Raw genomic sequence first — 17,278 nt, 5'->3', positions numbered from 1 at the left:
CCTGTAAGCCTTGTTTAGAAACGCAATTGCGCACCAAACATCACGCCGCTAGAGTCAAAATCGCTGTTTTTTGAATACACATATTCTGCATTCAAACCAAAGTGTTTATAGCTCCAGCCAATACCGCCAGCCGCTTCACCACCAACACTTGAGTGTTCGATGTTTTTGCTCTGACCGTTCACTTTATAAGTGTATTCGAGAGTGTAGAGAGTGACACCTGCCTTGCCATAAAGCTCGAAGCCTGAACCCAGTGGATAGCTAGCATAGCCACTTAAGCGAGGTCCGGAGAAGCTCGTATCGGTGACTTCTGAAATCGGACTCACGAGTATCGAACCAATACCGTCAAACGCGCCTTTATAACCCGCTTCGATACCAAAGTTATGCGTTGGCATGTAGCGGTAATAAATCTCACCTAAGAACATGTCGCCTGATTCTTCGCTCGTCGGTGCGTCGTAGTTCACACCGCCATAGCCAATGTTTGTACCTATGATGTGTTCGCTGGTGGTTGCGTTGGCAGACAAAGAAAGTGTCGACAACACCAAAGCAGTAACGAATGAATAACGCATAAACGTTTCCCCTTAGCTTTTAGCCTTTTAGTTTCTTAGGACTTGTTCGAAAGTGACTTTGGTGTTGTCTAGCCATTCGTAACGACGACGGTACATAGAACGTTTTGAACGAGACATACCTTCAATATCACGACGAGGTGCATTTACGTCGATAGAGTAGAAGTTGCGGTCGTATTCTGTGCCACCAAGTTCTAGCCACAGCGCATCGTAATCGGTTTTGATTCTTCCTTTGCTGTAACGCTTAGCTGCGTAAGTGTGCGATTGAGTTTTTACTGCCAACAGTGTTTCTATGCCCCAAACCTGCGCAACGATAGCCAGCAATCCAACCATCAAGCTTTTCGGACGTTGACCGTATAGCTTACGCGTCAGCTTTTTGATTTTTGCGTTGTTTTCTTCACAGCTGCGTGGTCCTTGTAAACCACCAATCATGATGCATCGCTCGCCATTCTCATGACCCAAGCTGAAAGAAAGGGTATAGAAGTTGCCATCTTCTTGGCTATGCAGCACCAAGCTCATATCACCTTCTTTTTGGTAACGCGCTTCGTAAACCAAGCGGACCGAATACAAGATGTCGTCAATTTCAAATGAAGTCAGAGTTAGACCTTCCGCATCGGTGTAGATCTCTTGAATCAGTTCAGGCGAGATCAGGTCTGCTACCGAGTTGTAGTGATCGACAACAAGCGCAGAACGGTCGAAAGCAGGTCCATTCTTAATAATGTAAGGACGAAATGGCTTCTCTAAGAATCGGTGTGTACGAGTGCAAAGCAGTTCGAGCAGTGATGCTTCAATGTTGTCCGCGAGGTACTTAAACGACTTTCTGTAGAATAAAGCGCGTGCGATGAATTTTACGCGGTAGGTCCAAATTGGACGATAAATGTCAGCGTACTCATCAGAATAAATGGTTCTGCTGTGATCAAGGATGGATTTATTCATGGTCATTTCACTCCAAACTCATTTCCAGTTGTTCGGCTCTGTCAAAGAGGCGTGAGCGCTTGATATAAAACGCGAAAATAGGGCGATAAAAGAGAGTGGTCTTATTTCGCTCAAGCATTGACGGGAGCTGGTTTTGAACGGTGTTCTTTTGGCGAAGATTTTAAGAGAAAAAAGAAGCGAGGTTTGTATGGTTTAGTATGAAATTGTCAGAGCGTGTTGTTGTGCTCAGACAAACCCGTTGAGTGAGCTAATAAGTGGGTTCGTTTCTTTAGTAACCAATAGTCATTGTCACTATCTAGGGGGACTGAATGAGCTTTGAAGACAAACAAGCGATACACATCGTTGTTTTGAGTGCGAATCAAACCATTTTTGCGGAAGCAAGTATCTCGAAGTGAGTTAGGTATAAAACGTAATCTATGGATTTTTCTAGTGTTTATTTTTTTAGAGTCAAAGACGTTTAAAGAAAGCCGATAAATAAAATGAATTAATTTTAATCTTTTTTGAAATTAATTTTATTCGCTATAGGTCTCTATACGTACGCTACATTCATCGAGCACTTGGAACTCGATATTTAAAAGGTAAGTAAGGAGCATATTATGAAACGTTTAATCACTCTTGTTGGTCTCATTGCACTAACCGCTTCGCCAATTGCTGCATTCGCTGGTGGGTATCAATGGACAAATAACAGCAAATCGATTCAAGGTAATGTCGTCGACAGCAAGCAAGCTGCTTACGAGATGGGCTTTGAAATGATTAAAGAATATCAAGGTAAAACATCTCTACAACTAAGCAAAGAACTGTATGGCTCTTTTGCAAAAGTAGACAAAAATTCTTTCTCAATCACCGATAGTAAAGTTACGGTGGATGAGTTTCTACAAGATAACGGACAAATTGCCTACCAACCAATTTTAAACGTGAAATACGAATATCGCTTGAGAGAGTTAGGTAACCGTTAATTTATATTCTCGCTAGCTAATATTTATTAATTTCTGCTTTATCCTTGCTGTGTGTTATTTATAGGAATGTTGGGGGGCTTTGCTCCCCTTTTTTTATTGCTTAATTTATATTTATTATTAATAGGCAATATTTTCTAACGCTCAGCGTCAGGTTTTCTCGCTCGTTGATTCTCATGTTCGTTTGTAAAGTGGTACTAAAGCAAGATTGTGTGCCACTTTACAAAGGATACGGAATGACTCATCTCTCTTACTGGTTCAAGCAAGCTCTGGAAATGGAACAGCCAACGCCGTCATTGTCACTCCAACAAGATATAGCGACGGATGTGGCGATTGTCGGCGGTGGTTATACAGGTCTTTGGACTGCGATCATGATTAAGCAGCAATCGCCGGAAAAACAAGTCGTTGTGATTGAAAAAGGCTTGTGTGGCAGCGGGGCATCGGGCGCAAATGGTGGTTGTATGCTGACTTGGTCAACAAAGTTTCCAACATTGAAGCGCTTGTTTGGTGAACAACAAGCGGCATGGTTAGTAAAAGAATCGGAGCAAGCAGTCTTGGAAATTGAGGCGTTTTGTCAGCAGCATAATGTCGATGCACAATTATCCTTGAAAGGCGTTTACTACACGGCGACAAACCATGCGCAAACCGGAAGTATGCAGCCGGTCGTGGATGAACTTAAGCGGCTAAACGTGAATAGTTGGCGACATTGTCAGACTGAAGAGCTGCGAGAGAATGCTGGCTCGCCAAGGCATGTGGACGGTTTTCACTCTCCTATTGCCGCAAGCGTCCAGCCGGCTTTGTTGGCTAGAGGGCTACGTCGTGTTGCTATCGAACTGGGTGTTGAGGTTTATGAAAATACGCCAATGACGCGTTTAGATTATGGTCAACCTGCAACTGTTAGTACGCCTAATGCGAGCATCAAAGCGAAGCAAGTAGTGTTGGCATTAAATGCTTGGATGGTGGAACACTTTAAGCAATTTAACAACAGCATCGTTGTTGTCTCTTCAGATATGGTGATTACAAAACCTCTGGGTGACGCTTTGCCTCAATCAGGATGGCAAACGGGCTCTAGCGTGTTGGATTCACGTATCTTCGTCCATTATTATCGAGATACGCCAGATGGTCGTTTGATGTTGGGTAAGGGCGGCAATCAATTCTCTTACAATAACCGCGTCGACGTGATGTTTAATAAACCAACGCGCTATCAAAATCTGCTGCGTAAGTCGTTCGATAAGCTGTTTCCGCGTTTAAAAGGAACAGAATTCGCTTATTCATGGACGGGTGGTTCGGATCGCTCTGCTACCGGTTTCCCATTCTTTGGCGAGCTAGATAAACAGAACAATGTCTTTTACGGCTTTGGCTATTCGGGTAACGGTGTGGCTCAGACTCGAATGGGCGGAAAGATCTTATCTTCATTCGTATTGGGGTTAGATAATGACTGGACGCGAAGCGGTTTAGCCAGAGGACCATTAGGACAATTCCCACCAGAGCCTTTTCGTTGGACAGGGGCAATGATGGTGCGTAATGCCGTACGCCGAAAAGAGGAAGCAGAAGATAATGAGCAAACACCATTTATCTGGGATAAGTGGCTAGCAAAACTTGCGGGACCAGCAGGCAAAGCGGATAAGCTCGACTAAACTGAATATTTTGATCGCAAACGGATAGGGAAGAAGTGAAATCGTTAGAGGCACCTCTTCCCTTTGTGTTAGCCTCAGTCTTTCAAGCTCAGATGCAAAAGGTGAGTAATAGAATGAAAGTATTCAGCAACTTCGACAGCGGCAGCATTCACGTAGTGAAAGCAGACGACAAAAACGACATCCAACTTAAAATCCCTAACGACAACATGTCGGAATTCTACCAGTGGTTCCACTTCCGTCTTGAGACCGAAGCCGAGCAATCGCACACCATCAAACTACTTGATCTTGCGAAGTCGGCTTACCCAGAAGGCTGGCAAGGCTACGACGTTGTTGCGTCTTACGATCGTGAAGAGTGGTTCCGCGTGCCGGCAGAGTTCGATGGTGACACGCTGACTTTCACTGTTATCCCTGAGCGCAGCTCAATCTACTTCGCGTACTTTGCACCATACACGTACGATCGTCATCTAGACCTATTACACATGGCACAAAGTGCACACCACTGCCAGTTGGAAACTTTGGGTCATACGCTAGATGGCAATGACATGAGCTTGCTTACTTTCGGTGAGCCAGAAGAAGGTAAAAAGAAAATCTGGATGATTGCACGTCAGCATCCAGGCGAGACGATGGCTGAATGGTTCATGGAAGGCATGATTCAACGTCTACTGGATGAAAACGACACGGTTGCGCGTGCATTGCTAGAAAAAGCAGTACTTTACGTTGTACCAAACATGAACCCAGACGGCGGTGTTCGTGGTCACTTGCGTACTAACGCAGTGGGTGTGAACCTCAACCGAGAGTGGCAAACGCCATCAATGGAAAAGAGCCCAGAAGTCTTCTTGGTTCGTGAGCGTATGCTAGAAACTGGCGTGGATATGTTCCTAGATATTCATGGTGATGAAGCTATCCCTTACAATTTTGTAGCGGGATCTGAAGGCATTCCTTCTTATGACGAAGGCATGGCTGAGTTGGAAAACGCGTTTAAACAAGCACTTCTGACGATTACACCAGAGTTCCAAGACGAGATTGGTTACGACAAAGATGAACCAGGTAAAGCGAACCTAACCGTTGGCTCTAACTGGGTAGCAGAGCAATTTAAATGTCTGTCTTACACCATTGAAATGCCATTCAAAGACAACAACAACCATCCCGACCCACTTTACGGTTGGTCTCCAGAGCGTAGTGTGTTGTTTGGGCAAGATATTTTAGCAGCGACGCTAGCCGTATCTGACAAAATTTAACGCAATTCGTTCACAGCCCGTACTTTGCGGGCTGTCTTTCCTGCCATTATTCTCTCCGTGTTCTCTATTAATGAGCTACTTTCTCCGCAGTTAAGACAAAAAATCTGCAATTTCTGATGCTTATGTGAGTCTCGATAAGTTGGATTTATCGTGTCGATAAAAAATCTAATTTAATTTAGCGATACTTATTCTGTTAAAGTCCATTTCGAGATTCTCGTCACAAAAATCATAACATCTCATAGGGGTAACAGCCTTGAGTGTGAGGTTGAAAGTAGGCACAGCCAGTTAAATTAGTTTTAAGTTGCTATGTAATTACAAGATGGAAGCCGGATAATTTTTCTCGCGGAATCTTGTACCTACAGAGGTTTGCTCATCGTTATCTATCACTCCAATCGTTCAGGTTTAAACGCTTGGGACAAGACGTGGCAGATAGGTGTATCAAAATTCCAACCAGCGCTCCTAATGGAAATATCCCAATTAGAGCGTCATGCGATGATGCGTTAATAGAGATTGTTGGCGTAGTTTTAATCACTAAAAACAGTGCAGGTTCTGACTTTCTTGATGACAGCGTATGCTGGGGAAAGTAATCGGGTCGCCTTCGCATAAAGGAAAAAAATAATGAAAAAGATTGCTCTTGCAGTGGCTACCGTTCTTGCTGGTGGCGTAATGTCAAATGTTGCTCTTGCTGATACATACATCGGTGGCAAACTTGGTTACAACGCACTAAACGACGCATGTCACTTAGACGCACCATGTGATGACGATAGCTTTGCAGCAGGTATGCACCTTGGCTACAACTTTAACGAATACGTTGCAGCTGAATACGGCGTTGACTACCTAGGTAACTTTACTGCTAACTTCAACAAAGCTGGCAAAAACACTGTTGATGGCGACCTATGGGCACTGACTCTAGCTCCTAAGTTCAACCTACCTCTAACAGACTCATGGAACCTATTTGCTAAAGTAGGTGCTGCTTACATGATGGCTGGCGATGAGAAAGATTTCGTACCAACGGGCTCTCTAGGTGCTGAATACCAAATCAACTACAACTGGAGCCTACGCGCTGAGTACCAACGTTACCAAGACATGTCTGATGACATCATCGACGACATGGATTCTGACTTCTTTGGTATCGGCTTCAACTACAAGTTTGGTTCTGAGCCAGTAGTTCAAGAAGAAGTGGTTGAAACTCGTCCTGTAACTCGCATCGTTGAGCACGAATACCCAGCTCAAACTGCAACAGTACAATTTGGTCTAGAAAGTGCTGAACTACAAGACGCTTCTGCGTTCAACGGTACTGTTGAGCTAATGAACACTTACCCACAAGCTCAAGTTGAAATCAACGGCTACAGTGATACAACAGGTTCTGAAGCTTACAACCAACAGCTAACAGAGAAGCGTGCACAAGCAGTTGCTGATCACTTCCAAGCTGAAGGTATTGCTGCAGACCGTATGACTGTTAAAGGCATGGGTGAAGCTAACCCAGTAGCGAGCAACGAAACTCGTGAAGGTCGTGAACAAAACCGTCGTGTAGAAGTTGTTGTTCCTGCGTTCCAATACCAAACAACTGAAGAAGCTAAATAATCCACCATTAGCTTAATGATTCTAAAAGCCAGCGTTTGTCGCTGGCTTTTTTGTTTTCATCGAAATGTCACAGCTCTGACTTACACTTTTCGTGTTCTTTTGTTTGGAGCTACAGATGCAGAACTTACCCCCACTCAATTCTTTAAAAGCATTTGAAGCGACGGCAAGATTGCACAGCTTTACTAAAGCGGCTGAAGAGCTCAATGTCACCCGTGCAGCGGTTAGCCAACAAGTGAAATCTCTGGAAATGTATCTAGATGCCACTTTGTTTGAACGCAATGGCGCACAACTCATTTTGACCCAAGCAGCACGCGATTACTTGCCCGTGGTTAGCAATGTATTTCAGAGTTTGTTCGCCGCAACTCAACATCTTTTCTCTCGCCAAAAACAGACCCAGTTAACGTTACACGTGGCGCACAGCTTTTGCTCCCAATGGTTGATACCTCGACTCGCTGATTTTCATCGCCAGTACCCTGAAGTGAGTTTTAAAGTTTCTACTACCGCAAATGCAGTGCCGAGTAATAGCGACATCGCGGATGTGGAAATCATTAATGGTTATGGTGATTGGTCTTCGCAACACGCAACGCAACTCACGCAAGAGAACTGGATTTTGGTGGCAAGTCCGGGATTTCTTTTGCTAAATCCCGTTTCTGATCTGGTTGATCTTGTCCGTTTGCCGAAACTTGCGACTGGCGGCTATCAGGAAACATGGCAAGGTTGGTTTGCGTACCAAGGGCACGAAGGAGGGAGCGTAAAGTTAGCGGGAGAATTTGAGCATTCTTTGTTGGCTATTGAGGCTGCGGTGAATCAGCTAGGTGTCTTATTAGTGCGCGACTTGTTAGTAGAAGATCATCTTCAACAAGGTACTTTGGTCCAAGTAGGTCATTGGTCAATGCCAAGCCGAGGCGCACATCATATGATCGTTCGTTGTGGCGAGAAGCCGCATGTCAAAGCCTTTACTCAATGGCTAGTAAAAAGCTTACAAGCGTAACCAGATGTCCAAGCGATTTTCAGGCTATCGGGGGGCAAAATGACAAGATGAGCACGAACTGAGATAGAGCTAACAATCTGAAACATTATCAACCATCATGACCAAAGTTCGGGTGCTAAGATGACAGAGTACGTTTCATGTCGTCATCACTCACAGAGCATGCGCTCTGGTTATCAAGGAGCAGTAATGGAAGCGTTAGAAGGGGGCAGGGATAATGCCATTTATCGTAAAGGTAATTTGGTCAGTAGACCAGCTAGCCACTGGACGATGACCGTCCATCAATTACTCCAACATCTTCATCAACATGGTTTTACTGCATGTCCAAAAGCAGTGTCGATTGAGGGCGGGAAAGAGTTGCTGACCTTTGTTGAGGGTGACAGCTATAACTACCCGTTAGAAGGACCGATTGCTTCGCTCACTGCGTTGAAATCTGCCGCAAACCTGCTCCGTTGTTATCATGATGCATCGGAGAGTTTCCTTAAACAGCATGATCAAGATGTTCATCATTGGATGTTGCCAGCTCGCTCGCCGCAAGAAGTGATTTGTCACGGTGATTTCATGCCTTATAACGTGGCTTTAGATGGGGATGTCGTGATCGGCGTATTTGATTTCGATACCGCTCATCCTGCGCCGCGAATTTGGGATATTGCTTTTTCTATATACGGTTGGGCGCCATTTAAGACTGATGAAGATGACAAGATGGGCACGTTAGAAGAACAAATTCGACGAGCCAAAATCTTTTGTGATGCCTATGGCTGCTCCCGATTAGAACGCGAAGAGTTGGTGGAGGTAATGACGTTGCGCTTAACGGCGTTAGTCGATCACATGCGCACGATGGCAGCCAATGGTGATGCCCAGTTTCAAGCCAATATGGAAGATTGTCACCATACGGCTTATTTACAAGATATCGAATACCTCAACAAACACCACCAAGCGATTACTTTGGGCGTATTGGGAGAAATCAAATTTTAGTCTGGCTTGGTGTGCCTTTTGATGATGGATTGAATCACACTAAACAGCCATTGGTTTTGTGGGTCGTGCTGCTGAGAACGTCGGCAGCTCATCACAAAGCTCACGCCGAGCTCTAAACCATTTGGAAGTTCGATGCTACGGCATGATTCAGGAACGTTACCACTCATCGTAATACCGAAATGGTCGGTGTTCATGATGATGCTGTGAATCATGGCAGGATGTTCAATCTCAACTTTTGGATCAACATGAAAGCCGATGTTTTTTAAGCGATCCAAAAGTGGGTATTTATGATCGTTCCAACCAGGCGTCTTGAACAAAACAAAGGTATAATCGCCCAATGATTGGAAGTCCTTGGCAGGATGATCTTTGCGTACAAAGAATACCGCTTTGCCTTTTCCCAACTCTTTTTGTGCGATGGATTGAGGTAGATCTTCATCAAAGTAATGAATAGCAATGGCGTTCTCACCGTCAATGATGCGATTGCGAGCATCAGCCCCCCACCTTAAAAATGCATAATTGGCATGCGGCGCTTGCTTGAGCAACTCTAGGTAAAGTTTATCGCCAAAACGATCCCAAAAAAGTGTGTTGGCGTAGATTGCAACATCGCCAGTATAAAGCGGCGGGGAAAACTCTTGGGGTTTGATTGCGTCTGCGCTCGCCAAGATTTGCTCGAAATGAGGCATATTGGCTTCCACAAATGAGGTTGGTTCAAATCCATTTTTGGTTTGAATGAACAGAGGATCGTCCAGTTGCGCTTTCATTTTAGTGAGGTTTTTGCTGATGGCGCCGGAGGTTTTTCCCATTGATTCCGCGACCAAGCGAACGTTGCGCAGATCGTACATGCGCTTTATTACCAAGACGTTCTGCATATCTAGATTGATTGTCATTCTTTTACTCCAGCCAACGTTTGCTACGGCATCATAGCGCTGCCTCAACAGCGGAAAGACAGGGAATGGTCAATTCTAAGTTTATGGCAAAAAAGCCTTTTTCCAACAGGGATTTCCATTTGGTAAATTCGGGTTTTCCTCGTGCTACTTGGGCGGCGTTGCTAAAGTTTCTATATCGAAATGATGTACCACAAACAACAGAGGTGACGTATGAAAAAACTAATCGCACTAGGCTTAATGGTTTGTTCAGTAAATGTGGCATTCGCTGGCGATGGGTCATACACAGGTACCATTGATATGACAACAAGCCAAGCTAACCAAGTTGATGTGGAACGCGCAGATTCTAACCTGACTCTAAAAGGTCGAAATGATGCTGCTTATGGTGGTGTTATGATTCAAACAGACGCTTCTACTCAACCGATCCAACTTCGCGGTCGCCGCGACTAAATGGTCGAAATCTCCTTACTTTCAATGCCGCGTTTAACGCGGCATTGTTGTTTATGACACTTCTAGATTTAAAGTTATTCTGATAGCTTTTGTTTATCGATAATTGAAAATTAATTGTTGAAATCTTAATTACCATTTTTGTGCACCCAAATGATATTGATTCTCATTTGGGTTGGCGTATGATTTTCTCTATCGACGAGAGGGGAATACGCTCATGAATGGTACGTCCAATAATTTACACGCTACAGCGATACAAACAACGGCGGCACAAAACGCGTCAGCCTTTAACAAAATAAAACGCAAGTTACTCATGTTAGGTCCAGCGTTTATTGCTGCAATTGGTTACATTGACCCAGGTAACTTTGCAACGAATATTGAATCGGGATCTTCATTCGGCTATCAACTACTTTGGGTTGTGCTTTGGGCAAACCTCATGGCGATGTTGATTCAGTATTTGTCCGCTAAACTTGGCATTGTTACAGGCAAAAACCTCGCAGAACACTTACGCGACCATCTACCTAATAAATGGGCAGTGGGTTTCTATTGGATTCAGGCTGAAATCATAGCGATAGCAACTGACCTAGCGGAATTTATTGGTGCAGCAGTCGGCTTTCAGCTTGTCTTTGGTATCAGTTTGATGGAAGGGGCGTTGATCACTGCCGTTGCGACAGTGATGATTCTGACGCTTAACCAGAAAGGTCAAAAGCCGCTAGAGGTGGTGATTGGTTCGCTTCTGATGCTGGTTGCGGTTATCTACATTGCGGAATTGTTCTTCGCTCACCCCGCTGGCGGTGAAATGGCAAAAGGTTTGTTAACCCCAACATTTACTAACTCGCACCAAATCTACCTTGCGGCAGGCATTTTAGGCGCAACTGTGATGCCTCACGTGATATACCTTCACTCGGCATTGTTCAAAAACAACTATGGTGAAAGTACGAAAACACGTCTTCGTACTACTCGTTTTGACGTGTTGATTGCGATGGTAATAGCGGGCTTTGTGAATATCGCTATTGTGGCGATGGCAGCAGCTGTTTTCCATTACTCTGGTAACCAGCATGTAGCAGAAATTGAAACCGCGTACATGACGCTGACCCCACTCGTAGGTAAAGCTGCCTCTGTGCTATTTGGTGTGTCTCTGATTGCTTCGGGTTTATCTTCCACAGTAGTGGGAACCATGGCAGGACAAGTCGTGATGCAAGGCTTTGTACGCTTCTCTATTCCAATGTGGTTGCGCCGCTTCATTACCATGGCGCCATCATTTGTGGTGATTGGTTTGGGTATGAACACCACTGATATTTTGGTGATGAGCCAAGTGGTATTAAGCTTCGGTATTGCGCTGGCGATTATTCCACTGCTTATCTTTACCAACAGCGAGCGCTTGATGGGCGAGTTCAAAAACAACAAATGGGTATCTTATTCGGGTGTGGTTATCGTCACTCTTGTACTGGCATTGAACGCGTATTTGATGTTTACGCTTGCTGCATAGCCAACGCTCGCTAAGCGACAAACCTCTGTCGATAAAAAACGGAAGCCAATTGGCTTCCGTTTTTGCATTTAGGTGAAGAGGAATATTAGTTTTGTGCGTTAGCCTCAACCATTTCCAATTCAGCTTCACTGCGTTTGGCAGCTTCAAGCATTTTGCGGATGATGAAAGAAGCACCTAGTGCGATAGCAACCATTACAACAGCGAGCACGGTTAGCAATTGGAAGTAATCACCGTAGACGTGTTGTACGATTTCTTGGGTGATTTCTTGCCCTTTTTCTAGAGCGATAGAAGTCGAGAATGCAGCACCAACAATACCACTCAGCGCGATAGCAACAGAGAACAAGCTTACTGAGAAGTTTTCAATGTGCTTCGGTGCAACCGATAGGATAAATGCAACGACCATTGAGCCTACAATCACTTCTGCAATTGCTTGGAAGAAGTGAATCGCTAGGAAGATCTCAGGCATGATGATTACGTCTTCGCCCACTGTGGTTACAGCGAAGGTTAGGATGCCGAAAGCAATCGCTGTTAGCACGAATGCCAACGCAATTTTAGTTGCTGTAGATAGGTGAATATCGCGTTTTTCTAGCACACCAAAGAAGCCAGCTACGATAGGACCACCAACCATACACCATAGCGGGTTCATCGCCATTGCAGCTTCAGGTTCTAGTGGAATAAAGCCAAATAGGGAACCTTTTAGTGTGTTGATCGCCACCATGTTCATTGAAGTCATCATTTGACCGTAGTAAACGAAGAAACACGTGGTTAGGAAGGTTACGATAAGGATGGTACCCATCTTCAATGATTCCGCTTTGCTTGCTTTCAACATCAAAGAAACAAAGTAAAGAATTGCTGCACCACCAATGGCGTAAACGATGTTTTGACCGATATCCATGTTTGAGAACATGAAGAATACCAACGCAATCATCGCCACAGAAATAAGAGCAAAGAAGATCCAGTTTTTGATGCTAACGGTTTGTTTGTCTAGATCTGATGCGACACCAACCAAGCCTTTGCGGAACACAAGTAGCATAACCAGTGCTGCGCCTGCCATTACTGCAGAGATGGTGAAACCGCCATTAAAGCCAATCACCAATACAATCATTGGGAACAGGTATTGACCTAGGAAGGCGCCTACGTTGTTCACTGAGTAGTTGATTGGATAGCCTTTCTCAAAGTCTTCTTGAGACTTAAAGGTACGTTTGTACAAGCTAGGGTAGGAAGGTGACATCAAACCACGACCGTAGCTTGCTAGTGCGATACCACACATAGACAGTGGTACGTTGGTAGCCGAAGCACCAAGAACAAGCAGCGCGTAACCAGATGCGAATGCTAGGAAGGCAATCGATAGAGAACGGTAAGCTCCTAAAAATTTGTCAGCGATGAAACCGCCAGCAATCGCAAATAGGGGACCAATCGCAGAAAAGGCACCCACGATCATCATGGTATCAGCTTCGTTGTAATTCAGATCCTCTAAGAAAAAACGCGTTAGACTGACTAACACGCCGTAGAATGATAAGCCAAACATCATTTGGCAGAACATCATAGATTTATTTAGTTTATTCCACATAATTAAATACTCACTATTGCGAGAAAGGTAGTTATTATTTCTGTTAAATGTTACTTAAACGCTATGTTACATATTGAAACAATTGTCGCATAAAACGAATTTAATGCACTAAATTTTCTAATGCGAAACGTTTGCCTTGCTAATGTATTGTTCTAGATCAACTGGGAATTATGTGAATAAATGACTAAAAAATAACATTTTATAAGACTATTATTCTTTAGTGATTTTTAAGGTTTTGAAAAGACGTTGAAATAATAAGCAGTCGAGAGTGAGGTGGGAGATAACGTGATTTTTATGCAGGAATAAAGACGTTGGCGGAATTTTATCCGCCAACAATGAAAAATATTAATTAGCAAACGCTGAAATAAAGTATGCTATTCGCAAGGTGGTGCCATGTGAATCACTGCCAGACCGCCGAGTGACGTCTCACGATATTTCTTGTTCATGTCTTTACCTGTTTGGTACATGGTTTCGATAACTTTATCTAATGAAATAAGGCATTTGCTAGTGCGTTTTAACGCCATGCGTGATGCATTGATGGCTTTCATTGCGCCCATCGCGTTTCGCTCGATACACGGAACTTGAACCAAACCGCCAATTGGATCACAAGTCATGCCAAGTGAATGCTCCATAGCAATCTCAGCAGCAATGCAGATTTGCTCGTTGCTGCCACCACGCAGTGCGGTTAAACCTGCTGCTGCCATAGAAGAAGAAACGCCGACTTCTCCCTGGCATCCGACTTCTGCACCAGAAATCGAAGCGTTGGTTTTGTACAAGATACCAATCGCCCCAGCCACAGCTAAGAAGTCTTTCAGCTGTTTGTTGTCGAGCTCTTTGATGAAACGATGGTAGTACATGAGTACCGCGGGGATAACGCCAGCTGCGCCGTTGGTTGGTGATGTGACCACCTGACCGCCAGCCGCGTTTTCTTCACTTACTGCGAAAGCAAATAGGTTTATCCAATCCATGATCTCCATTGGATCGTTTTCTACTGCTGCGTTAGCTTCAAGCTTTTTGAGTAGGTTAGGCGCTCGGCGTGTGACGTTTAACCCACCTTCAAGAATGCCTTCGGTGTCAAAGCCACGTTGCATACACAACGACATTACTTTCCAGATCTGTTCTGCTTTTTGGTCGATCTCTTCTTGCTCACGGAAAGCCAATTCGTTTTGAAGGATCATCCCCCCTAAGCTAAAGCCGTTTTGCTCTGCTTTTTCTAACATCTCGTCAGCAGACGTGAAAGGGTAAGTAACTTGGATTTCTGCCTCATTGCCACCGTTTTCTAGCTCGGCAGCAGTGGCAATAAAGCCACCACCGATGGAATAGTAAGTTTCAAACGCCACTTGCTCACCAGCAGCATCAAAAGCCGTGATGGTCATGCCGTTTTCATGAAGAGGAAGGTTATCGCTGTGGAAGACGATATCGTGCTCATAACTAAACACGATTTCATGAACACCTGCGACAGAGAGCGTGCCGTGTTCAATGGTATGTTGTAGCGCGCTTTTCGCGCTCGTCATCTTGATAGTGTCGGGTTTATTACCCATTAGCCCTAAGACGGTAGCACGATCCGTGTGGTGTCCTTTACCGGTGAGCGATAAAGAGCCGTAAAGGTCGACTTGCACCTTGTGCACTTTCGCCATAGAGTCGCTAAGCAATTGAGTGAAATGGTAACCTGCGAGCATAGGACCATTGGTGTGGGAGCTAGAAGGACCGACACCGACCTTAAAAATATCGAAAATCGACAGCATAATTGACTTCCTTTCTTTGCGGACCTTTGTCAAGGTCTCTAGAACGACATTGTTAATTAGATGTTAATGCCTGAAAGAGTATTGGCAAAGCAAATTTTTGTATACAAATTGTTCGCGAAAGTATGAGTAATTGAGATCTCGGTAATGAAGTTAAACAAGGTAGTGATCATTCTAGGTAAGCGTTTGGTGCATGATCAGCTCAGTGCTGAAGGGCGCTCACGTGTGGAAGCTTTAGTTTCCGTTTTAAACCAATGGGATTTTGAGTCGACGGCATTGGTTTTTTGTGGAGGGGTCACTCATGGTCAAACGATCTCTGAAGCGGATGCGATGTATCAGTATTTTGGTCAGCTAACCAAGGTTAGGGGAATCGACTTTCCTGATCAGCAAGTCATCATCGAGAATCGTTCCCTGAATACCGTGCAGAACATGCAAAATGCGGCAAAAGAGCTACTGAAAAGTGGGTTATGTCCAATGGGACAAGCTATCGAAGTCATACTGCTTTCCAATGACTACCATTTAGAGCGCATTATTGAGATCCAAACCTTGATGGATGAACAAGGCTTATTACGAGTATTGAAATCGCGTTGTGCAGACATGGGAATAGAGCTCACTGTTTCACTAGATATCGCTGAGCATATCAGTGTGCCATATCCAAACTCAGGCACTCAGGCAGATGCGTTTCTTTTATTTGATGAACTGACGACTTATCGTGTTTATTTGGAAGGGGTGAAAAACAAGGCATTTAAGCGAGACTTGGCTCAAGTACAAGCGAAACCATTAGCGATAGCTTTAAAAGCAATAGAAAAACTCCAAACTTTGCCTTTAACACAAGACGTTAAAAACCAAATCGCAGAGATGAAAAAGGCCATCGAAATGACGGCCTTTGATGATTCAGTTTTTGCAGCGCAACAAGCGTTGGCTGTGTTTCATCCGATACTCACGGCGTTAAATCAACGCCTTGACCCAGAAGCGAGTGTATCGGAATGAAACTCAGGTTTACTGGCGTTTAAGTTCACGACGAGTACGAACTGCGCTTAGTGCAATAAGGCTGTAGCACAATAGCTCGATGCCTTCTTCAGAGATGTTTTTCACATCACGCACGTAGTGCTCACCCATAACGTGTTGCCAGAAACTTCCCATTCCGTATAAGCGAGAAAATACCACCAATAAAACAACAGAGCCAATGAGCAGTTTCATGTATGGCGACTGAAGTATAACCGCCATCTGATTCACGGTACCTTTACCACCTTGGTAAGCTTTTGCACATGCGAGTGCTGTTACTGCTAAGGCTGGGAATACCCAAGAGCCATGGTGAATCATATCAAACCAGTAATCCATTTCGCGGATCATCAATACCGCAAAAAAGCCAGAGATAAGGATCGCGGCGTGCGATAAGTGAGCTTCTTGCTTGGAAACGCGATAGAACGACCAAGAAGCGACGGCTAACATGATCAGTTGTAGCGTTTCAGTGATGGATGTTTCACCCAAGCTTGAGCCCAGTAGAACGTAATCTACGCGAATACTCAGGTTCACTAAAATACTAATCGCGATGATGGTCAATGCACTCAACATCGCTTTGTAGATAACGCGCTTTGATTCTTCAGTAATTTTTGAGTCTTCAACAAGGTTGGATTGTGCCGATTCGACTTGTTTGACAGTATCTATTTTCATCCTGACCACCCGCTCCAATAAAAATGTGGAAAAAACGTGAAATTTCGTGATGTGCGCGAGAAATTTTATTGCCCAAGTGGAAAGTAATGTCAGAGGAATGTCAGAAATAAAACGGCGTTCGATATGGTGTCGCTATGCGGTAAGGCTGGTAAATAAAGGACTAAGTGTCAGAAATCTGGAATGTTTAGATAAAATAAAAAGGAGCATGAAGCTCCTTTGTTGTGGATTGTGCAATCTTAGATTGCGTAAATGTTAACCATTACGACTCAGCGTCTTCTTTGTGGTTTTTACGGTAATATTCCCATTGCTCAACACGCTCATTTTCAGACAATAGGCAGTAAGTTACGCGTTCACCGTTTTCTGTCACTGTATCTAGTTCACCACCTTGCTGCACGCAGTATACTGCTGCTGGGTTTGCTGCTGATGTGTATTCGTTTGAGCGAGTTGCACCTTCATAAGTAGAACAACCTGCCAACACCATTGCTGCCGCCACTGCCGTTACTAAAGCCGTCTTTTTCATTCTTGATCTCCGCGTGGGAATTACGAGTAGTGTGTTGATTATAGGAGAGTTTAAGAAAAATACTGTCTTATGTTTGTT

Annotated in this window: 16 protein-coding genes; 9 read left to right on the top strand and 7 right to left on the bottom strand. The window is 44.3% G+C overall.

What is annotated here, in order from left to right; genetic code table 11:
- Window positions 1-14: 14 nt before the first annotated feature.
- Window positions 15-566 carry an outer membrane beta-barrel protein gene (locus tag OH459_RS18825; protein ID WP_005445404.1) on the bottom strand — a complete coding sequence of 184 codons (552 nt, stop codon included), beginning with the start codon at window positions 564-566 and terminating at the stop codon, window positions 15-17.
- 27 nt (window positions 567-593) lie between these two features.
- Window positions 594-1,505, bottom strand: coding sequence for a VirK/YbjX family protein (locus OH459_RS18820; RefSeq protein WP_017188571.1), 912 nt, complete (start codon window positions 1,503-1,505; stop codon window positions 594-596).
- Between the two features lie 590 nt (window positions 1,506-2,095).
- On the opposite strand from OH459_RS18820, the gene OH459_RS18815 reads away from it, so the two are divergent.
- The 6 genes from OH459_RS18815 (at window position 2,096) to OH459_RS18790 (ending at window position 8,874) form a co-directional block, all read left to right on the top strand.
- Window positions 2,096-2,455 carry a DUF3316 domain-containing protein gene (locus OH459_RS18815; protein ID WP_009696903.1) on the top strand — a complete coding sequence of 120 codons (360 nt, stop codon included), beginning with the start codon at window positions 2,096-2,098 and terminating at the stop codon, window positions 2,453-2,455.
- Window positions 2,456-2,688: 233 nt separating this feature from the next.
- Window positions 2,689-4,089, top strand: a complete 1,401-nt coding sequence (locus OH459_RS18810; protein ID WP_269988049.1) for an FAD-dependent oxidoreductase — start codon at window positions 2,689-2,691, stop codon at window positions 4,087-4,089.
- A gap of 113 nt (window positions 4,090-4,202) precedes the next feature.
- A complete protein-coding gene (locus OH459_RS18805) occupies window positions 4,203-5,327 on the top strand; it encodes a M14 family metallopeptidase (RefSeq protein WP_005445399.1) in 1,125 nt (374 codons plus the stop codon).
- Window positions 5,328-5,945: 618 nt separating this feature from the next.
- A complete protein-coding gene (locus tag OH459_RS18800; RefSeq protein ID WP_005445398.1) occupies window positions 5,946-6,911 on the top strand; it encodes an OmpA family protein in 966 nt (321 codons plus the stop codon).
- 115 nt (window positions 6,912-7,026) lie between these two features.
- Window positions 7,027-7,902 (top strand): LysR substrate-binding domain-containing protein, encoded by an 876-nt coding sequence (locus tag OH459_RS18795; protein WP_017188574.1) that lies wholly within the window; start codon window positions 7,027-7,029, stop codon window positions 7,900-7,902.
- A gap of 186 nt (window positions 7,903-8,088) precedes the next feature.
- Window positions 8,089-8,874, top strand: coding sequence for a phosphotransferase enzyme family protein (locus tag OH459_RS18790; RefSeq protein WP_009700230.1), 786 nt, complete (start codon window positions 8,089-8,091; stop codon window positions 8,872-8,874).
- On the opposite strand, the gene OH459_RS18785 is transcribed toward OH459_RS18790, so the two are convergent.
- Window positions 8,871-9,761: a LysR family transcriptional regulator gene (locus tag OH459_RS18785; RefSeq protein ID WP_005445394.1), complete on the bottom strand. Its 891-nt coding sequence runs from the start codon at window positions 9,759-9,761 to the stop codon at window positions 8,871-8,873. The two genes, OH459_RS18790 and OH459_RS18785, sit on opposite strands and share 4 nt — an antisense overlap.
- Window positions 9,762-9,971: 210 nt before the next feature.
- Between OH459_RS18785 and OH459_RS18780 the strand changes: the two genes are divergently transcribed.
- Together OH459_RS18780 and OH459_RS18775 are read left to right on the top strand one after the other, a co-directional pair.
- Window positions 9,972-10,208: a hypothetical protein gene (locus OH459_RS18780; protein ID WP_005445393.1), complete on the top strand. Its 237-nt coding sequence runs from the start codon at window positions 9,972-9,974 to the stop codon at window positions 10,206-10,208.
- A 214-nt stretch (window positions 10,209-10,422) separates the two neighbouring features.
- The gene (locus OH459_RS18775) at window positions 10,423-11,694 is read left to right on the top strand and encodes an Nramp family divalent metal transporter (protein ID WP_005445392.1); all 1,272 of its coding nucleotides are present in this window, start codon (window positions 10,423-10,425) and stop codon (window positions 11,692-11,694) included.
- Between the two features lie 85 nt (window positions 11,695-11,779).
- On the opposite strand, the gene OH459_RS18770 is transcribed toward OH459_RS18775, so the two are convergent.
- Complete coding sequence (locus OH459_RS18770; protein ID WP_009696908.1) at window positions 11,780-13,264, bottom strand: peptide MFS transporter; 1,485 nt, start codon at window positions 13,262-13,264, stop codon at window positions 11,780-11,782.
- Window positions 13,265-13,638: 374 nt separating this feature from the next.
- Window positions 13,639-15,009, bottom strand: coding sequence for an L-serine ammonia-lyase (locus tag OH459_RS18765; protein ID WP_005445390.1), 1,371 nt, complete (start codon window positions 15,007-15,009; stop codon window positions 13,639-13,641).
- 144 nt (window positions 15,010-15,153) lie between these two features.
- Here OH459_RS18765 and OH459_RS18760 point away from each other — a divergent pair, with 144 nt between their 5' ends.
- Window positions 15,154-15,996, top strand: coding sequence for a YdcF family protein (locus OH459_RS18760; RefSeq protein WP_269988042.1), 843 nt, complete (start codon window positions 15,154-15,156; stop codon window positions 15,994-15,996).
- Window positions 15,997-16,005: 9 nt separating this feature from the next.
- On the opposite strand, the gene OH459_RS18755 is transcribed toward OH459_RS18760, so the two are convergent.
- A complete protein-coding gene (locus OH459_RS18755; RefSeq protein WP_009696910.1) occupies window positions 16,006-16,680 on the bottom strand; it encodes a hypothetical protein in 675 nt (224 codons plus the stop codon).
- Window positions 16,681-16,939: 259 nt separating this feature from the next.
- Window positions 16,940-17,200: a putative hemolysin gene (locus OH459_RS18750; protein ID WP_005445386.1), complete on the bottom strand. Its 261-nt coding sequence runs from the start codon at window positions 17,198-17,200 to the stop codon at window positions 16,940-16,942.
- Window positions 17,201-17,278: the final 78 nt, after the last annotated feature.

The organism is Vibrio sp. MM46, from assembly GCF_027587135.1.
Taxonomy (GTDB): Bacteria; Pseudomonadota; Gammaproteobacteria; order Enterobacterales; family Vibrionaceae; genus Vibrio; species Vibrio harveyi.
This window is presented reverse-complemented; position numbering and strand designations above follow the sequence as displayed.